General features: G+C 31.8%; 14 protein-coding genes. 6 read left to right on the top strand and 8 right to left on the bottom strand.

From position 1 onward, the window contains the following. Positions 1–30: 30 nt before the first annotated feature. Together KLA_RS05090 and KLA_RS05085 are read right to left on the bottom strand one after the other, a co-directional pair. Complete coding sequence (locus KLA_RS05090; protein WP_013622043.1) at positions 31–936, bottom strand: YihY/virulence factor BrkB family protein; 906 nt, start codon at positions 934–936, stop codon at positions 31–33. 138 nt (positions 937–1074) lie between these two features. Then, a complete protein-coding gene (locus KLA_RS05085; RefSeq protein WP_034644443.1) occupies positions 1075–1911 on the bottom strand; it encodes an AraC family transcriptional regulator in 837 nt (278 codons plus the stop codon). 183 nt (positions 1912–2094) lie between these two features. Between KLA_RS05085 and KLA_RS05080 the strand changes: the two genes are divergently transcribed. Genes KLA_RS05080 through KLA_RS05070 form a run of 3 tightly spaced genes read left to right on the top strand, consistent with a single transcriptional unit; the run spans position 2095 to position 4824 of the window. Further along, entirely contained in the window at positions 2095–3252 is a 1158-nt protein-coding gene (locus KLA_RS05080) for a cytochrome P450 (protein WP_034644441.1), read from the top strand. 1 nt (position 3253) lies between these two features. Further along, on the top strand, positions 3254–3562 hold the full coding sequence (locus KLA_RS05075; protein ID WP_034644439.1) for a 2Fe-2S iron-sulfur cluster-binding protein: 309 nt from the start codon (positions 3254–3256) through the stop codon (positions 3560–3562). Positions 3563–3567: 5 nt separating this feature from the next. Next, positions 3568–4824: an NAD(P)/FAD-dependent oxidoreductase gene (locus KLA_RS05070; protein WP_034644438.1), complete on the top strand. Its 1257-nt coding sequence runs from the start codon at positions 3568–3570 to the stop codon at positions 4822–4824. A gap of 10 nt (positions 4825–4834) precedes the next feature. Here the strand turns inward: KLA_RS05070 and KLA_RS05065 are convergent, their stop codons facing one another. The 5 genes from KLA_RS05065 to KLA_RS05045 all read right to left on the bottom strand — a co-directional run bounded on the left by KLA_RS05065 (position 4835) and on the right by KLA_RS05045 (position 14036). Continuing rightward, positions 4835–5659, bottom strand: a complete 825-nt coding sequence (locus KLA_RS05065) for a sugar phosphate isomerase/epimerase (protein WP_034644437.1) — start codon at positions 5657–5659, stop codon at positions 4835–4837. Positions 5660–5750: 91 nt separating this feature from the next. Continuing rightward, entirely contained in the window at positions 5751–7316 is a 1566-nt protein-coding gene (locus tag KLA_RS05060) for a hypothetical protein (protein ID WP_034644435.1), read from the bottom strand. A gap of 10 nt (positions 7317–7326) precedes the next feature. Then, positions 7327–9057 carry a RagB/SusD family nutrient uptake outer membrane protein gene (locus KLA_RS05055; RefSeq protein WP_034644434.1) on the bottom strand — a complete coding sequence of 577 codons (1731 nt, stop codon included), beginning with the start codon at positions 9055–9057 and terminating at the stop codon, positions 7327–7329. A 20-nt stretch (positions 9058–9077) separates the two neighbouring features. After that, positions 9078–12161, bottom strand: a complete 3084-nt coding sequence (locus tag KLA_RS05050) for a SusC/RagA family TonB-linked outer membrane protein (protein ID WP_013622051.1) — start codon at positions 12159–12161, stop codon at positions 9078–9080. Positions 12162–12404: 243 nt separating this feature from the next. Next, entirely contained in the window at positions 12405–14036 is a 1632-nt protein-coding gene (locus tag KLA_RS05045) for a tetratricopeptide repeat protein (RefSeq protein WP_013622052.1), read from the bottom strand. 414 nt (positions 14037–14450) lie between these two features. Here KLA_RS05045 and KLA_RS05040 point away from each other — a divergent pair, with 414 nt between their 5' ends. After that, positions 14451–15041 carry a DUF6134 family protein gene (locus KLA_RS05040; protein ID WP_034644491.1) on the top strand — a complete coding sequence of 197 codons (591 nt, stop codon included), beginning with the start codon at positions 14451–14453 and terminating at the stop codon, positions 15039–15041. Between the two features lie 67 nt (positions 15042–15108). On the opposite strand, the gene KLA_RS05035 is transcribed toward KLA_RS05040, so the two are convergent. Next, positions 15109–16464 (bottom strand): MFS transporter, encoded by a 1356-nt coding sequence (locus KLA_RS05035; RefSeq protein ID WP_034644433.1) that lies wholly within the window; start codon positions 16462–16464, stop codon positions 15109–15111. Positions 16465–16817: 353 nt separating this feature from the next. Here KLA_RS05035 and KLA_RS05025 point away from each other — a divergent pair, with 353 nt between their 5' ends. Both KLA_RS05025 and trxB read left to right on the top strand, forming a co-directional pair. Beyond that, entirely contained in the window at positions 16818–17960 is a 1143-nt protein-coding gene (locus tag KLA_RS05025; protein WP_034644429.1) for a formylglycine-generating enzyme family protein, read from the top strand. A 111-nt stretch (positions 17961–18071) separates the two neighbouring features. Then, positions 18072–19031 carry a thioredoxin-disulfide reductase gene (gene trxB / locus KLA_RS05020; RefSeq protein ID WP_013622056.1) on the top strand — a complete coding sequence of 320 codons (960 nt, stop codon included), beginning with the start codon at positions 18072–18074 and terminating at the stop codon, positions 19029–19031. Positions 19032–19312 lie beyond the last annotated feature (281 nt).

The raw sequence follows: 19312 nt of genomic DNA, 5'->3' as shown, positions 1-19312 counted from the left end.
TAAATAATTAACTCTTATAATTGGTGTGGTTTATTCCTTCTTTATACTTATTGATGTTGGCTCTATGCCTTTACCGTATCTTTTTGCGTAAACATATGTAAACTCTGCTCCAAAAAATAAAATTAGAGATGAGTAACTAACCCAAAGAAGAATTAGAACAATGCTGCCAGCAGCGCCATAGGTAGAGCCAGGATCTGCCTGACCAAAATAAATGCCTAATAAAAGTTTACCTATAACAAAAAGTAACGCTGTTAAAATTGCACCAATCCATACTGTTTTCCACTTAATTTTAGCATCTGGTAAGTACTTAAACATTAAAGCAAAAAGTATAGAAATAATACCAACAGATAATGAAAAGTCTAAAATATAAGCTAGATATAGTAAAACTTCTGGTAGCACCTCACGGATGTAATTATTTAGAGCACTAATAGCGGTAGTAACAATAAAACTAACCAACAATAAAAAGCCTATAACCAAAATAAAAGCAAAGCTTATGGCACGGTCTGTAACTATTTTCCAAATTTTAGCTTTAGGATTAGGTTTAATTTTCCAAATTTCATTTAAAGATATTTTTAACTGGTAAAACACACCTGTAGCACCAAAAAGTAATGTGCCAATACCAATAATTGTAGAGGTTAGGTTTTTATTAGAGTTTTGTGTTTCTCCAATAATATTTTCAATAGCTTTGGCAGCATCACTACCCAAGGCAGATGAAATTTCGTTTGTTAAATTTCCTTGTACAATGTCTATTCCCCAAATAGAGCCTACAACGTTAATAATTATAACTAACAAGGCTGGTAAGGCTAAAACGGTGTAATATGCTACAATAGCACTTAACCTAAATGGATCGTCTGCCATCCAAGAGGTGTACGTTTCTTTTAACAAAGACGGTAAGTCTTTGCTTGTAAATGTATCTGAGTTTTTATTCTGTTTCATTGGTAATTTGCTTTAAAAGTCAAGCATATATAGCTTAGCTTGCTATAAAACCACTTTTGTACTCAAAATTGGTTTTATTTTATTAAAGCAATTAATCCAAATGCATTTATTATTAATGCAAATACTTTTTTAAGAGCCTTATTTTTTATGTTTTTTTCTGTAACTAGCAGGAGATAATTTGTGTAGTTGTTTAAACTTTTTAAAGAAGAAAGGGAGCGACTCATAACCACAGGCATAACCAATTTCTGATACAGATTTGTTGGTATGTAATAGCATTCTGGTGGCAATATTTATACGGTATTCATTTAAAAATATAAAAAATGTTCTTCCCATAATTTTTAAAAAAAATCTGGAAAATGATTGTTCTGACATATTAACCTCTTTGCTTACTTCTTTTAAGTAAATTTTACGATTGTAATTTTTGGCTATATACAAGTGTATTTTAGATATTTTACTTGTATAATCATCAGATATATTTTTTGTAAAACTACTGTTAGATAGTGTTTTGTAATCTGTATTAGTAAGTTTTAGTAACAAACTTAGTAGACTTATGTATAGCTTGCTGCCCTCTTTATGCGTCATTTTTTTAAGTTCAGGAATAAGGATTTTACTTTGTTCTTTATTAAAAATTATTCCTTTAGAAGCAGCTATAAATAAATTGTGTAATGATTTTAACTCAGGTATGTTAGTATAAATACCTTTGTTCCATTGCACTACAAATGAGTTAGATTTTACCGTGTTACTCTTATTATTTGTCCAGCAATGTGGTACATTAGACTGTATTAAAACTAGCTCTCCGGGCTCATAAGCACCAACATAGTCGCCAATAAATTTGGTGCCGTAACTTTCTTCAATATACGTAAGCTCTAATTGTGGATGAAAATGCCACGGAGTTTCAAAATCTCTGCTAACATAATTAAAAGCTACTATGCTTTTTTCTATTCCTAACGGAATTGTTTCTAAAATAGGTTTCATTTTAGGCTAAATGTTGGTTATAGAATACATATCAATACATATATAAATATAGCTTATTTAATTGATTTTTTGTTTATTTAAAATTTATGATGATAAAATAGTTTATTTTTTTGATGAAATAGAGAATAAATTCATCTAACTAAAAACAGATATTTGTTTAGCTTAATAACTAAAACATTATGTATGGCTAAATGTAAATTTGCAGATGCTTTTAAAGAAGAAAGAGAAAAGTCTGGAATTGGTAAAATGGATGACCAAGGAGATCCGGTAGTTATGTTATTAAATCATAAAGATGTACGTAAGGCTGCTCATAATTACAAAGTATTTTCATCTGAAGCAGTTCCTGGGCGTATTGTTGTGCCGTCTGAGGTAAATATACGTACCACGCGCCAAATACCTTTTGAGGTAGACCCGCCAATGCATAAAGAATACAGATCTTTATTAGAAGCTTGGTTTAAAAGGCCTTTGCAAAATACTTATAAAGAGAAATTAACTACTATAATTAGTACTGTTTTAGATGATGTTTTGTCTAAAGATAAAGTAGATGTGGTGTCAGATTTAGCACTAGTAATACAGTCTAGAGCGTTAACTCTTTTATTAAATGTTCCGTTTGATAAATCTGTAAAATGGATTTCATGGGGAACTCACGTATTTAGGAGTGAAGGTGAAGCCTTAGACGGTGATAAAGCAGCTATTCTTTACAATTATATAGATGAAGAAATAGATAATGCCATTGCTAACCCAACAGACAATTTGTACAGTACATTGCTAGCTGCTGAAGTTAATGGTAAAAAGCTAACAAAAGAGGAAGTTAAAGGAGTACTAATATTAACTTTTGCAGGCGGTAGAGATACTGTAATTAACGCTTTAACTAATATGATGAGCTACTTTTCTGCAAATAAAAAGGCTTTAGATTACATACGTTCTAAGCCAGAGATTATTAAAACTGCTGTAGAGGAGTTTATAAGATATTTTTCTCCACTAACACATATGGGTCGTGTAGTAACAGAAGACACTACTGTTTGTGAACATGCTGTTAAAGCAGATAGTAGAATATCTTTATGTTGGGCATCTGCCAATAGAGATGAAAAGGTTTTTGAAAATCCAGATGAGGTTATTTTGGAGCGTAAAGTAAATCCGCATGTGGGCTTTGGCTTTAGTCATCACAATTGTTTAGGAGCAACGCACGCCAGACAAATTATGAGAATTACATTAAAATTACTAGCAGAAAAAGTAAGTGATATTACTGTTTTAGAAGCAGAAGAAAATATAGAAAATTTAGGAGAGTTTACCCGTAAAGTTGGTTACAACTCTTTAAAAGCAACATTTAAGAAAAGATAAGATGGCAAAAATTACATTTATAACAAGTAGTAATGAAAAAATAACTGTAGCGGCAACAGAGGGCTCTGTAATGGAGTTAGCTGTAAATAACAATGTACAAGGTATAGATGGCGATTGTGGTGGTGTTTGTTCTTGTGCTACATGTCACGTATTTGTTGCACCAGAAGATGTAGATAAGGTGGGTATAGCTAGTGAAATTGAAACAGATATGTTAGAGTTAGCAGATGATGCAAATGAATACAGTAGACTTTGTTGTCAAATTCCTGTAACAGATGCTATAGATAATGTTGTTTTTACTGTAGCTAAATAAATAGGATGTGTACTTCTAAAGATATTTGTGTAATTATAGGTGCAAGTCACGCTGGGGTAAACACAGCATTTAATTTGCGAAAAGAAAAATGGTTAGGAAAAATTATTTTAATTGATGCAGACCCAGAATTGCCATATCACAGGCCACCTTTGTCTAAAACATACTTAACAGCTAACACGTCTACCACAAACTTATTAAAACCTATAGAAAGTTATAAAAAAGATAATATAACCTTGTTGTTGGGTAAAAAAGTTACCCGTTTAGATGCTGTAAACAGATGTTTGTTTTTAGATAATGAAACCAAAATAGATTATACAAAATTAGTACTTGCTACAGGAGCAAAACCTATTATACCTACTATAGAGGGCTTAAAAGAAACTGCCTCTTATTTTTGCTTGCGAACAGCAGCAGATATTGTTGCTATAAAAGAGAGCTACAACGCAAGCAAAACAAAAAAAGTAGTAATTATTGGTGGCGGTTATATTGGGTTAGAAACTGCTGCATCTTTAAAAAAGATAGGAGCAGAGGTAGTGGTTTTAGAACGTGAGTCTAGAATTTTAAGGCGTGTAGCTACAGCAGTAATATCAGATTTTTTTAGAGATTTACACACTCAAAATGGAGTTCAGATATTAGAAAATAAAGAAGTAAGTAAAGTTGAAAATACTCTAGAAAATGGTGTTAAGGTAACTAAAGTTCACTGTACAGATGCATCATGCTTTACAGCAGAAGTTCTTATTTTAGGAGTAGGTGTAATACCAAATACAGAACTTGCCAAGCAAGCTGGTTTAAAATTAAAAAATGGTATATCTGTAGCCAATACAGGAGAAACTAGCAATCTAAATATATATGCTGTTGGCGATTGTACTTATCATTATAATTTGCATTATAAAACATATGTAAGATTAGAGTCTGTACAAAATGCTGTAGACCAGTCTAAAATTATAGCAGCTAATATTTGTGGTAATCCTTTAATATACAATACTATTCCTTGGTTTTGGTCTGACCAATACAATGTAAAACTCCAAATAGTTGGCTTAGCAGAAAACTACACAGATTATATTGTTAGAGAAGAGCAAGATAAAGAAAATGTAATTTCTGTATGGTATTTTAATAATGATGAGTTGCTAGCTGTAAATGCTATAAACCATACAAAGGCATATGTTTTTGGAACAAAATTTATAAAAGAAAGCAAAAAAATAGCCAAAGAAAAATTAGCAGATACTAGTATTCCTTTATCAAAAGATATTGCTGTAGTTAACTAAGTTAAAAAGGTTATTTAACCACAAGGTTTTGCTGTTTTAAGTATTGCATCATTTTTACATTTAAATCCCACTGACTTACCAAATGTTTTGTAGTGTTAGACTGATAAGGCATATATGGATAAGGGCCAAACTCCGGACAAATGTAAAAAGTATCTTTGCTAAGCGTTTGTGCATTGGTAATAACTTGTTGCCACCAGTTGGTAAAGGTTTTTAAAAATATATGGTTTTCTTTAGAAAACGGATAATTTACTTGAGACCTTTGTGTATCTGCAACTCTAGCGTGCAAATACTGGGTGTTATTTATTGCTTTTTTTAAAGATTGCATTTGGTCTTCTAGCAAGCTTTCAGATACTACAGTCCAATGAGAAAAATCTGCAGTAAGCTTTAAATTAGGAAATTTATCTATAAAATTTTCAGTTGTTTGTGCGCTGTAATTAAACCTACCTCTGTGCGTTTCATGGTAAACATTAATACCTGTTTTTTCTTCAAACTTAAAAACAGTTTCTAATACACTACAATTTTCTTCAAACTTAAAAAAATCCCTACCTGTATGCGAGTTAATAAAAATTGGGTTAAACTCTGCTAACTTATACAAACGCTCTTCTAATCGTTTACTGTATTCAGTTACAGATTCTTTTAAAGGTTGTAACCATTGCTGACCAATAAGGTCTAGTTTAGAGTTGTTTAAAACAGATTTTAATTCGGTTTCAAAATTATTTTCTACAGGAATATTAACTTCTACAGCATTGTAACCAGCATTTGTAACTTTATGTATAAAATCCTTAGCTGTTATACCCTCTTGGCCCCAAAATGGGCACACATATTTTAGTTTCATTTTAAAAAAGTATGAGTTATAAAAATACAAAACTTGCTCTTGTTTAACGTAATAAACAAGAGCAAGTTTTAAAAAAAACTGACAGTATTTTTTATGGTCTAAGAGAAGCTTCAGAAACGCTTAAATTATCCATATAAAAACTTATAATTTCTGCATTATCTTGGTTATAACCTCTTATTTGAAAAGTTTTGTCTCCTGTAGTACTAAACTCAACAAAAGTAGAACTATAGACCCATTTACCAACAGAAAAGTCACTACCAAAGGTTGGGTTACCAGCAACAGCCCAATCAGTATCAGGAAACCAAAAGAAACGTAAATCTGGATCAAAACCAGCAGCATTATTATTACCTAAACTAGTTACGTATACCCAAACACCAATTTCATATGTTTTACCAGCTTCTACAGGAAAAGTTATTTCGTCTCCAGAAGTTGTTTTATGACCAATAATCATTCCGCCAGCAGCATCCATTTCTATGTAAGCACTTTTAGTACCGTCTTGTGCTTGGTCACTAGAAATTTCTAAGTTGTAAGCATCCCAAGGGGCACCCCAATTCATATATGGCCAGTTAGATGCGGTAGAGTTTTCAAAACTATAATCATAATCTGATGCTTCTTTTAAAATATTTACCTTATTAAAAATAAGCTGACTATCTGCAAAGCTTTCAGCCTCTACACCATCTAATGTTTTTAAACTTCCTTTGGTATAACTAACAGTAACAATATCATCATTATAAATAGTGGTGCCCTCTAATGAAATTAGTAAAATATTACCTTCATCACTATCTATAGAAACAGAGCCAATAGTAGTTGGTATAGCTACTTCATTGTTAGTTATTGTTACGCTAAAATCTGTGGCATTTATAGATGATGCATCCATTTCTCTGCTAAATTCAAGAGCAATAGCACCATTTTTATCTGCAACTTTTTCTAAGTCTACAGGGTCTGTAGAAGGTATTACTTTTATTAAGTTTTTAAAAGAAATTGTATCACCACCAAAAGGTCTTTGTCTTGTAGCAGCAAAGCTTAAATTGTATATACCTTGTCTTTTATATTTAACATTGACTTCTGCATCTGTACCATCAAAAGTTTCTGGGTCACCACCATCTATATTCCACATAAAGTTTTCTGGTTCACCATCTACTACATAAGAAAATTGCACAGATCTACTAGCAATAACCTCATTTTCTGCGTTTTCACTAATGTCTAATGCTGCACCTAAAGTACCATCAGGATTTATATGATTTGCTTTTATAGAGGCCTTTACGGGGTTTAAAACAGTTACAACAATAGTAGTATCTAATTCTTTACCTTTTAATGTTGTACCAACGTAAGCATTATCTTTAAATATTTGATTAAGGGTAACGTTGTGTATACCTGCTTTTTTAAAAACAGCTTTTACGTTTTGATCTTTAGATGTAGAAACATTAGCAACGCCTTCAGGAAAATTCCATTCTCTAGATACTACTCCTGGTGATGCATCACCAAATGTAATACTGCCATTAATTTCTACTTTATTTTCAAAGTCCATTTCGGAAGTTAATACTATCCTATGATTTGGCTCTGTTAAGTTTTCAGTATCGTCTTCACTACAAGAAGCAATAAAGATAAAAGACATAAAAGCCAACCCTATTAATTTAGGTTTTAATATATGTTTCATGTTGTGTTATTTAGTCGTTAAAATTATCGTTAGTTTGTAATTCTTGCGCAGGAATAGGCAAGTAATCATGTGTAGCAGAATCATAGTTATCTGTTGCTAAAAAGAAATCTGGTCTTATACGTTCTTTTATAAATAAAGGAGCAATACCGTCATCTTCTATTTCTAATTCTGCTAAGTGCTCTGTTCTCCATATTTCATCTGCTCTAAGCTCTGTAAATACTTCTTTAACAATACCCCACCTAACTAAATCTTTCCAACGGTGACCTTCATAACACAGCTCCAATGGTCTTTCTACTCTTTGTATGTGTGTCATTACTGTGTTAGCAGAGGCGGCAACCATTGGCTGTGAGCCATGTACTTGTTTGCTAATGTGTAATTGCGGAAACATACCTCCGTTTTCATCCATATATTGTTGTAGTGTTTTTACACCAGCTCTACTTCTAACAAGGTCTATGTAGGTAATAGCAGTGCTAAAATCGTTACTATTGTTAATTACAGCCTCTGCATACATTAAATATACATCTGCAAGTCTAATGTGTCTAAAGTTAATACCAGATCTACTTCTGCTATCTTCAGCTTTTAGACTATACCAATTGGTAAACTTTTTTATGTATGCACTTTGGCCAAAGGCCCAACCACCTTTTTCTCCTATTTCTAATCCGTAATACAAACCTTCTCCATTAATAGGAACAATGCTAGAATTCATTCTTTTAGACCAAGTATTACCATCATTTATAGGGTTTGTAGGGTCTACTTCATCATTTGTAAAAAGTTCATGCAAATAATAAGTAGGTAATAAAGTATTGTATGCTCCAAAGCTTAATTGCCCTAATGCTGTAGCCATTGTAGATGCTTCTGCACCTGTAGTTGCCGGTGTATCATCTACATTACCTCCTGGAACACCTGGGTTAAGATCTGCAGAGTAAGCAACTTCAAAAATAGATTCACTATTAAATTCATTTTCATCTGTATAATTATCCATTATGTTAGGAGTTAATTGGTACAAATCAGAATCAATTACGTTTTTAAATTGTGTAACTGCATTTGGCCAATCTTCTGCAAATAAATAAACTTTACCTAGTAATGCTGTTGCTGCGCCCCAAGTTGCTCTACCTGTATCATCTGGACCCCAAGTGGTAGGTAAATTATTTTGTGCGTATATTAAATCTGGAATTATTACTGTAGTGTTTACGTCAGTAATAGAAGATAAAGGTTTGTTTAATTCTTCATCTGTTTTAGGAATACCAGTATGTAAAATTGCACCACCATATGTATTAGCAACCTGAAAATAGAAAAATGCTCTTAAAAATCGTGCTTGTGCTTCAATTTCTGCTTTGCCGTTTCCTATAAAGTTTGCATCATCAGCTTGTGCTAAAAATTCTATTATTTGGTTGGTTCTAAATATACCAATGTAAAGTTCGTTCCACTTATCTGTTACGTAGTATGTAGCGTCTGTATACGTTAAATTTCTAAACGCAGTTGGTCTGTACCAAGATTCTGAACCCGCAATGTCTCCCAATGCCATTTCATATTGTAATTCTCCGCCACTAATACTCTGAAACTGAAGCGTACCGTAAGCAGCAGTTAAACCACTATTAAATTGCTGTTGTGTTTCCCAAAAAGTTTCTGATGTAATAGCGTTTGGGTTTTCTTGATCAAAAAACCTGTCTTCATTACAGCTTGTAAATATAAATATAGAAACTAGTGTTGCTATAGTTAAATGTATTTTTGATATTTTCATAATTGTAAATTAATCAGTTATTAAAAGTGCAATTGCACCCCAAGTAAAAATTGTCTTGCAACTGGGTAGTTACCTTTATCAATTCCTCTAGTAAATATACCATCACCACCAACCTCAGGATCATATCCTGTGTACTCTGTAAACGTAAATGGGTTAGTTGCAGAAACGTAAATTCTTGCAGAATTTAGGCCAAATGCAGGTAGGTCTTTAAGTGTGTAGCCAAGGCTAATGTTTCTAATTCTAAAATAAGTACCATCTTCTAAAAAATAGTCAGACCTAGATCTAACATTGTTGTGTATAGCGTTTTGCCTGTCTGTTGGAATATCGGAATCTGGGTTTTGCGGACTCCACATATAAAATTGCTCTAAATGTCTGCCCTGAGTATACGCGTAGTATTTAGCTCCGTTATAAATTTCTGCTCCTTTAGAGAAATAAGATTGAATATAGAAGTCAAAGTTTTTATAATCTAAATTTAAGCTTAAACCAGCTTCAAAATCTGCTTGTCCAGATCCAGAATACACACGGTCATTGTCATCTATAACATTATTGCCATCTATATCTTTGTACATCATATCTCCTAACTGTGCACTTTTATCAATTACTTTGTAAGCATCTAACTGCTCTTGTGTTTTAATAACACCATCATGTTGTACTAAGAAAAAGGCACCGGCCTCATAACCTTCTGCTAAAAAAGTAGTATAATCTATATCATTAGCTAAAACAGTAGAAGGAGCTCCGTTACCATAGCCTCTTGTTGTGCCATTAAGGCTAGTTACCTCATTATCGTTTTTAGTAAACGTAGCACTAATAGTATAGCCAAAATCTCCTTTTTTAGATCTGTTTTTAAAACTAGCAGCTAACTCTATACCTTTATTAACCATATTACCAGCATTTATAACTTTAGTATCGTACAAATTAGTGTTAGGATGGTAAGTACCTGCAGATGCTGGTAAACGCTCTTCTAAAAGCATATCTTTTTTGTCGTTTTGATAGACGTCTGCAGTAATATTAAGCTTATTATCTAATAAAGTAAGGTCTACACCAATGTTTTTAGATATAGTAGTTTCCCATTTAATATTAGGATCTACAAACCTTCTTTGAGTTAGTCCAAAACTTAAAGACTCATTACTACCAAAAGGGTAATTAACACCGCTTTCTATAGATGGTATGTATGAGTATGAAGGTATGTTTTGATTGCCTAACTCAGCATAACTAAGCCTAAGTTTAAACTGGTTTACAAAAGATACATTTTGAAAAAAGTTTTCTTCATGAATGTTCCAGCCGGTAGAAAAACCAAAAAAGTCTCCATACCTATTTTTTTCAGAAAAACGAGAAGACCCATCTCTTCTGTAACTAGCAGAAAACAAGTATTTTTCATCAAAATTATATTGTACTCTTCCTAATTTACCAGCTAATTTTCTTTCGTCTATGTATGATGTAGGAGCAATTGGATCACTACCAGCACCTAAAGTTTTAGAGCTATTACCAGATTCCTCACTAAAGTTAACACCTAAACCTAATGTTTTAGATTTAAAATCTTCATAAGACAAAACTGCTAAAAAGTTTAAGTTATGTTTTCCAAAAGATTTTTTATAGGTAAACATATTTTCAATAACGTTTCTTTCTGTAGAAATATAGTTTTCTTCTAATTTTGCATTTTCTCTAGATGCGGTAGGGTTTAAACCATCTTTATCATACACTAAATATTGTGGTTGAAAAAAAGATCGACTATAATCATACGTATTTCTACCTAGGTTTATTTTATAGGTAAACCCATCAAAAAACTCATACTGTAAATTGGTAGCAATATTTACACTTGTAGTTTTACGGTCGTCTTCATTATTAAGTTGCTGAGACAAGTAACTGTATAATATGGCGTTACGCACAGGTATTTCTACACCATTACCGCCAACGCTGTTTAAACCAGTTAAAGGCGGTTGCCAGGGTTTTTGAGCAATAGAATATTCATATAATCCCCAAGGCTCTTGTTCTCTGTTTTCATTAGTGTAACCAATGGTAGCAAATGCTTTAAATTTATTTTTTCTAAATTCTCCGGTAAAACGAGTTGTTAATCTATCAAAACCAGAATTAACTAAAATACCTTCTTGGTTAAAGTAATTTGTGTTAAAACTTAACGTTAAATTTTCACTACCACCAGAAACACCTAAGCTGTAGTTTCTTATTGGTGCACCATCATTTTGAACATCACCAACAAAGTCTGAGTCATAATCTAAAGCATCTGGATTAAAAAAGAATATTAACGGATCACGACCCAATGCTTTTAGCATAACATTTTCTGCATAAATTTGTTGTTGGGTATTCATTAAAGGTGTACCAGATGTAATATCTTGTATACTTGTATAGGTATTAAAATCTACTTTTATACTACCAGATTTTCCCTTTTTTGTAGTAATTAAAATAACCCCATTAGATGCTCTAGTACCATATATTGATGCAGCTGCACCATCTTTTAAAATATCTACAGAGGAAATAAGTTCTGGAGATATATTTGGGTTATCTTCATAAGGAATACCATCTACAACATATAAAGGACCTAGTGCATTTGGGCTTACAGAGCCTAAACCCCTAATTTGTACGTTTGCTGCCTCACCAGGTCTACCGCTGCTGGCTTGTATATTAACACCTGCTACTTGCCCTTGCAAAGCAGTACCAAGATCAGATGTTGCTGTTTTATCTATTACATCATTACTAATATTTACAACAGCACCAGTAACTTCTTTTTTCTTTTGAGTACCGTAACCAATAACTATAACTTCTTGTAAAGCAGCAGCATCTGGCTCTAAAGTTACATTAATGTTATTTTGGTCTGCTATTAAAATTTCTTTGGTTTTGTAACCAACATAGCTGTAAACCAGTGTATTTCCTTTTTCTACTTTAATTGTATAATTACCATCAAAATCTGTATAAGTACCATTAATTGTGCCTTTAATTATTACATTTACACCTCCAATAGGGAAACCTTCTGCAATAACGGTACCTTTTATTTCAGTAGTTTGTGCATACCCAAAGGTAAAACTGAAGAACAATGCCCAAACGAGTAACTTGGGTTTTTGCCTTCTTGTTAAATTAAGTTTAATTTTCATAAATAGTTTGTTTAAGTTAATTAATTACAAATGTTGTTTATATTAACCTATGTATGTAGTATTTTAACTAGACTAGAACTAAACAAAAGGTGTTAATAAGCAGTTTTAACTAGACTTCTTATGAACAATTTATTTTTATTTGTAATTATTAAGTGCTTAACATCAGTGATTTAAGTTTTGTTAGTTTGTTGTGTATTCCCTAATTTTCTGAACTTACGCTAAGCGTTAATATGGGTGCTGTTTTTAAAACCTGCTTATAAAATCTTCTAGATTGTCTTCTCTTTTTAAACCTAGTTTTTTGCGTAGTCTGTACCTAGATGTGTGCACACTTTCTACAGAAATGCCTAATAGTTTAGACATATCTTTACTAGGGAAATTTAGCTTAACTAAAGCGCATATTTTCTGATCTGTTTGGCTTAGTTTAGGGTATTTAATTCTGAGATTTTCGTAAAAACTCTGATTTATAGTTGTAAATCGTGCTTCAAACTCTGTCCAGTTTTTACTGGGTGTACCCTGAAAAGTTTTTAGTGCTCTTAGCACAACTTTTTTGTTTACATTTTCTCCGGCAGTTTCTATTTTCTTTTGTAGTCCGGCAATAAATTCATCTTTTTCAATTAAACGTAAGGCAGCTTGTGTAAGCTCTTTGTTTTTTAGCTCTAAAACCTCATTGGTCTTTTGGGTTTTTAACTTTTGTTTTTCAGCAATAATTTGTTTTTCGTTTTTATGCTTGTTTTTTATTTGTTTTACTAAGACTATACCGTAAAAAACTAATGATATTATAAGTATTATTAAGATGATAGATTTTAAAAGCCAAATTTTGTCTTCTTGTTCATAATTAGCAATTAACTGCTTTTGCATTGCATCTTTTTGTTTTTCTTTTTCTAACCTGTAATTATCTTTAATTTCTAAAAGATGCTTGCTATTTTCACTAGTTGTGCCAAATATTTTATTATTTAAAGCAGTTTCTTTATCTAGATAGTAGTAAGCTTCTTTGTAATTTTTTAAATCAACATAAACATCTTTAAGTCCTTCGTAATCTTTTATTTTATAGTTTAAATGACTTTTATTGTTTTCGGAAAGATTTATAGAGGCTTTGTAGTTTAAAATACTTTTGTCATACTCTTTCATCATTTTATAAACATCTGCAGTTAGGCTGTGTATAACGCTTAAGTATGTTTTATCTGTATGTTTAAAATGCTCTTTACATTTGTTTAACTTATTAATGGCAAGGTTATAATTGCCATTAACAGCATCTAAGTAGGCTTGTTCTGCAATAATATAGTAGCTAGTTATTTTTGGACTTAGTTTTGCTTGGTAATAAACACAGGAGTCTAAGTATTGTGCAGCTTTTTTATAGTTTTTATTTCCTCTGTATAGGTTTACAATAGAAAAATAGTCACTGGCAATAAAATGTGCATTAGATTCATTTTTTGCAAATTGTTTTTTTCTGAGTTTAATACTTTTATTAAAATATTCTAAAGCTTTCTCATCACGCTTATAAAAACTATATAACCAACCTATTTCTTGGTAGATATCTGCAGTTAGTTCATTGTGTTTAATTTTATCAGCAAGTAAAAGTGCTTTCCAGTAACCATCATAAGATTTACTATAATTTAAATTATGAGAATATAATATAGATAATTCTTTTAACGTTTTTATGGCAGAAACAGTGTCTTTATTTTTTAGATCTAACTCTATTTCTTGATTAAAATAATAAGCAGAACTGTCAGGTTTTTTATGAGCTAGTTCTCTTGCTAATTTTAAAAAATCTTTATTTTGTCTATTGTCTTGGCAAAAAGCAGTTATGGTGTTTAGTGCAATTAACACTGTAATTGCTAGTTTAATCCCGGTTTTTAATTTAAGTATGGTAAACATTGTAAAATATGAATTTGCTATTTTATGCAGCTAATTTTAAATTTTTACTATTTATTGGTGTAATAAAATGTATAATTATAAAAGCGTATAGCGTATTTTTTTAGTTTTAGTTTGTTAATAAAAGTCTGGTTGGTTTGGTTATGTTTTAAAATAACAGCAAATAAATGTAGTTAAAAAAAACACTAAGTCTAGTTGCATTTAGGCTGTAAACTGTATTTGTCTAGTTTTTGTCTAGTTTAAAACAATGTTTTTTTAGGTTTGTATTTTTTGAGTTTAGTAATTCTATAAAAAATACACTAATAAACAGATTAGTTATTTTGTACTTAACTTACTTTAATAAAAATTAAGTACTACAAATCATTTATTAGCTTTTAATTTAATATGTTTATATTGGTATGTATAAATTTAAATTGTATGATTAAAAACATATTACTATTAGTGTTTTTAGGAGGATTAATTGCAAAAAATAATACTGTAAATACGGTTTTACATTTTGATATACTTCATAAAAATAAAGTAGTAGGTAATTTACAGGCAACAAAAACTATTGAAGATGGTTTAACCACATACCATAGTTTTACCCATATACAAGCTAAAATTTTAACAACAATAAATGTAAAATATACCTATAATGTGGTTTTTAACCATAAGGAACTTAACAAAGCAGATGTAAGTATTATGCTAAACAATAAAGTTTATGCAGAAACCAGTACAGAACGTAGTAATAAAGAGTATAAAATAACCAAAAACAAAAAGGTTAGTACATTTAAGGAGCCTATAACATTTACTACTGTGCAATTATATTTTACAGAACCTTTGCATATAACAGCGTGTTACTCTGAGCAAGATGCAGCTATGAATACTTTAGTTTATTTAGGAAATCATAAATACAAAAAAGTAAACGCCAAAGGCAATGAGAATATTTATACCTATAAAAATGGTGTTTTATATGAGGCTAGTATAGATGGTGGGCTAATTAATTTTACAATGAAAATTAAAGATTAATATTTAAGCATAAAAAAAAGCTTCTCTGAAAAGAGAAGCTTTTTTTATCTTTTAAGCTAAAGCAACATTATGCATTAGTTATTTCTTTGTTAGAATCTTTTGTGCTTTTCATCCAAAAATATAATATGGTGAATAATACAATTAATATGGCAGGAAAAAGTACCATAGTACCTAAAGTTTCTTGCCCAGACTCTAAAATTACGTTGTTTATTGATGATTCTAAATTGCTTTCGCTAACATTAATTAATGAAGCTGCTTCACTTAGGTTTTCTTTACTTTCAAAAATATTTTTAGCCTCACTAAATGTTTTTCCAGATACATTAAGTGAAGAATTGGCTATTTTATCAACATCAGAATCAATCCAACCACCAATAATTGGTTGAAAAATAGAAGATGAAAACATACCTATTGCTCCAATAATAGACATTCCTAAAGCACCGGTTTTTGGGGTTTTGGTAGCGGTTAATCCAATCATATTAGGCCAAAAATAAGCAACACCAAGAGCAAAGAATATAGCGGCTACGTAAGCCATTGTTCCTGTTTGTGTGCTAAATAAATAAATACCTAAAGTTGCAAGTACAGCAGAACCTAAAAGCACACCTGTTTGGTTAAACTTGGCTACCATACTACCTCCAAAGTATCTAGCAACTGCCATCAAACCGGCAGTCAATGCTAAAATAAGTGTTGGCTCTGCACCACTTTTAGAAAGTATTAAACCAACCCACTGGTTTGGACCAAATTCTGATATGGCGGTCAATGCCATACATATCCCTATAAATAAAAATAAGGGAGTAAACATACCTTTTAAGTTGCCGCTAATAGTTGCCGCTTCTTCAATTTTAGCTTTTGGCCAAGTTTGACCATAAAATAAATAGGCATAAATTATAGCCGGTATTAATAATAACCATACTTGGCTTTGTCCTGTAATATCAAAATCTGTCATAAAACCAGAAAGCAAACTACCAATAGCTATACCTCCAGGGAACCACATATGAAAGCGGTTAAGCATTGTGCTCATTCTATTTCCTTTGTATGCATCTGCAATCATAGGGTTGCAAGCTGCTTCGGTACAACCATTACCAAGGCCTATAAGCAAGTTGGCTATTAAAAGACCTATGTAATTGCCAGAAAATATTAAAAGCAAAATACCAATTGCATGGGCAAAAAAAGCAAATTGCATTATAATTTTTCCGCCTATTTTGTGGTAAATTAAACCACCAATAACCATAGAAATAGGGAAACCTAAAAACCACATAGAGGTAATTAAGCCAGCTTGACTTGCACTTAATGCTAGCTCTGTTTTTAGTTGATCTAAAATACCTGCCGCTATAGCAAACGAGAATGCCGTTGTAATTAAAGCAAAGCAGCTACCGTAAAATAGTCTTTTAGCATTAGTTCCTGTTCCCGAATTTGTGTTTTCCATAAGTTAGTTTGTTTTGTTTGGTAAAATTGAGTTCTAGTTAATTTGTTGTACGTATACTTTAAAATACACTTTATTATTAGTGCTAAAGTTAACTTTAAATGTAATAAAGTTTTACCACCAAATACAAATTTATCAGTAATGTATGGGCTAAATTTTTGTTATATGTTTTTTAACGGGGTGTTTTTTATTAATTTGATAATTTTTCAATCATTTTTAACTCCTGCTTTATCTAAGTATTTAAGGGGTATTAATTTTTTTTAGCAAACAAAGACGTTAATATTACGCAGAAGTACACGCAATTTTTTTAAGATCTATATATTTGTTAGCATATTTACTGCTTATCAAATTAAATTATGAAACTCAAAAAACGAATTCCAAATTACCTTATTTTGTGCGTAATAGTACTACTGTGTATACAGTGTAAAGATGCGGCAAAGGAAAATAAAACTACACAAGAAAGCCCAAAAGTTACTGTAGATACCAAGACTAAAAAAGATACAACATATACCTTGTTAGTTAAAAAACCTAAAGATGTAAAAGTACCTAATGGTATGGTGTGGATTCCTGGAGGAGAGTTTATACAGGGTGCAGTGCCACAAGATAAAATGGCTATGCAACATGAGAAACCTGCACACAAGGTTGCTGTAGATGGTTTTTTTATGGATATCACAGAAGTTACAAATGCTCAATTTGCTAAATTTGTTAACCAAACGGGTTACACTACTGTAGCAGAAAGAGCAATAGACTGGGAAGAGATGAAAAAGCAAGTTCCTGAAGGCACTCCAAAACCGCACGACTCTATATTACAGCCAGGTTCTTTAACATTTAAAAAAACAAAAACATCTGTACCTAATTTATTTGATTTTTCTCAATGGTGGCATTGGACAATAGGGGCAAACTGGAAACATCCAAATGGGCCTGGTAGTTCTATAAAAGGATTAGATAACTACCCTGTAGTACAAATTTGTTATGAAGATGCAATGGCCTACTGTAATTGGGCTAACAGAAGGTTGCCAACAGAAGCAGAATGGGAGTATGCCGCTAATGGAGGCAAATCTGGCACTATATTTTTTTGGGGAGATGATAGATCTGTTTTGTCTAAAAATGCAAATAGCTGGGAGGGTGAGTTTCCTGTAGAAAATAGCAAAAAAGATGGGTTTGAAAAAAGGGCTCCGGTTAAAAGTTACCAACCTAACGGATATGGATTGTATGATATGGCAGGTAATGTTTGGGAGTGGACCAGTGATTGGTACAATGTTAATTACTATAAAGAGTTAGCTGCAACTACTACCAAAAAAAATCCGCTTGGTGCAACTGATGCATACAATCCTCAAAACCTTTATATTAAAGAAAAAGTTATAAAAGGAGGTTCATTTTTGTGTAGTGATAGTTATTGTGCTAGTTATAGAATTTCAGCTCGTATGGGATCTAGCGTAGACTCTTCTGCAGAACACACTGGTTTTAGAACAGTTGCTACGGTAAAAATGTTAAAATAAAGTCAAATTATATATGACTATGACTCTATTGTAACAATTTATGATAATAAGCTTTTCAGTTTGTATAAAAAAATTACATTTGTGTTCTAAACTAAACTTTGAACTAATATTATGTCAGATACAATAGAAAGAATTAAATGTCTTATTATAGGCTCTGGACCAGCAGGATATACAGCAGCAATTTATGCTTCTAGAGCAGATCTAAAGCCAGTAATGTACACAGGTATGGAGCCGGGCGGACAATTAACAACTACTACAGAAGTAGACAATTTTCCAGGGTATCCAGAAGGTATAGATGGGCCAACAATGATGACGCAATTGCAAGCGCAAGCAGAACGTTTTGGTACAGAAGTAAGAATAGGTATGGTTACAGCGGTAGAGTTTAATGAAACTGTTGGTGGTATACATAAAGTAACTGTAGATAACTCTAAAACTATAGAGGCAGAAACAGTTATTATTTCTACAGGTGCAACAGCAAAATATTTAGGATTAGAGAGTGAGCAACGTTTACGTGGAGGTGGTGTATCTGCATGTGCTGTTTGTGATGGCTTCTTTTACAAAGGGCAAGATGTAGCTATTGTTGGGGCAGGAGATACGGCTGCAGAGGAGGCATCATACTTAGCTAACATTTGTAACAATGTTACTATGCTTGTTCGTAGAGATGAGATGCGTGCTTCTAAAGCTATGCAACATAGAGTTAATAGTATTTCTAATATTACTGTAAAATATAACACAGAGGTAGATGAAGTATTGGGAGAACAAGTGGTAGAAGGTTTACGTATGGTAAACAACCAAACTCAAGAAAAAGAAGATATAGCTATTACAGGTCTTTTTATTGCCATTGGTCACAAACCAAATACAGACATATTTAAAGGACAATTAGATATGGATGAAACAGGCTATTTAATTACAGAAGGTAAGTCTACAAAAACAAATATACCCGGTGTATTTGCAAGTGGAGATGTACAAGATAAAGAATATAGACAAGCGGTTACTGCTGCGGGTACAGGTTGTATGGCGGCATTAGATGCAGAACGCTATTTAGCTAGCTTAGAGGAGATAGCCCAATAGTCATAATTTTACAAAAAAAAAGAGCTGCAGTAATGCAGCTCTTTTTTTTGTAAAATTAACACATGTTTATACCTGTATTGCTAAATGTTTATATTATCATAAACACAATAATTTAGCATATTTTATGATAATTGTTTTGATTATTGGGTTTTTTTATAGTGTTTTTGTACGAAAAAACCTGTTTAATTAAGAATTGTTTAATATTAAGGAGTTTATTAATTTGATTTATTGATTTTTTTATTGACTTTAGTTTATCCTAACTAATTTATTAATCAAAAACT

The sequence above is a fragment of the Cellulophaga geojensis KL-A genome (assembly GCF_000568425.1).
Lineage (GTDB): Bacteria > Bacteroidota > Bacteroidia > Flavobacteriales > Flavobacteriaceae > Cellulophaga > Cellulophaga lytica.
The sequence above is the reverse complement of the archived record's forward strand: the minus strand, read 5'-3'. Positions and strand labels throughout refer to the sequence as shown.

Excerpts from the sequence above, each read along its gene's own strand:
- trxB (WP_013622056.1), top strand. The coding sequence starts at position 18,072 with ATGTCAGATACAATAGAAAGAATTAAATGTCTTATTATAGGCTCTGGA.
- KLA_RS05065 (WP_034644437.1), bottom strand. The coding sequence starts at position 5,659 with ATGAAACTAAAATATGTGTGCCCATTTTGGGGCCAAGAGGGTATAACA.
- KLA_RS05055 (WP_034644434.1), bottom strand. The coding sequence starts at position 9,057 with ATGAAAATATCAAAAATACATTTAACTATAGCAACACTAGTTTCTATA.
- KLA_RS05060 (WP_034644435.1), bottom strand. The coding sequence starts at position 7,316 with ATGAAACATATATTAAAACCTAAATTAATAGGGTTGGCTTTTATGTCT.
- KLA_RS05085 (WP_034644443.1), bottom strand. The coding sequence starts at position 1,911 with ATGAAACCTATTTTAGAAACAATTCCGTTAGGAATAGAAAAAAGCATA.
- KLA_RS05025 (WP_034644429.1), top strand. The coding sequence starts at position 16,818 with ATGAAACTCAAAAAACGAATTCCAAATTACCTTATTTTGTGCGTAATA.
- KLA_RS05050 (WP_013622051.1), bottom strand. The coding sequence starts at position 12,161 with ATGAAAATTAAACTTAATTTAACAAGAAGGCAAAAACCCAAGTTACTC.
- KLA_RS05040 (WP_034644491.1), top strand. The coding sequence starts at position 14,451 with ATGATTAAAAACATATTACTATTAGTGTTTTTAGGAGGATTAATTGCA.
- KLA_RS05080 (WP_034644441.1), top strand. The coding sequence starts at position 2,095 with ATGGCTAAATGTAAATTTGCAGATGCTTTTAAAGAAGAAAGAGAAAAG.
- KLA_RS05045 (WP_013622052.1), bottom strand. The coding sequence starts at position 14,036 with ATGTTTACCATACTTAAATTAAAAACCGGGATTAAACTAGCAATTACA.
- KLA_RS05070 (WP_034644438.1), top strand. The coding sequence starts at position 3,568 with ATGTGTACTTCTAAAGATATTTGTGTAATTATAGGTGCAAGTCACGCT.
- KLA_RS05035 (WP_034644433.1), bottom strand. The coding sequence starts at position 16,464 with ATGGAAAACACAAATTCGGGAACAGGAACTAATGCTAAAAGACTATTT.
- KLA_RS05075 (WP_034644439.1), top strand. The coding sequence starts at position 3,254 with ATGGCAAAAATTACATTTATAACAAGTAGTAATGAAAAAATAACTGTA.
- KLA_RS05090 (WP_013622043.1), bottom strand. The coding sequence starts at position 936 with ATGAAACAGAATAAAAACTCAGATACATTTACAAGCAAAGACTTACCG.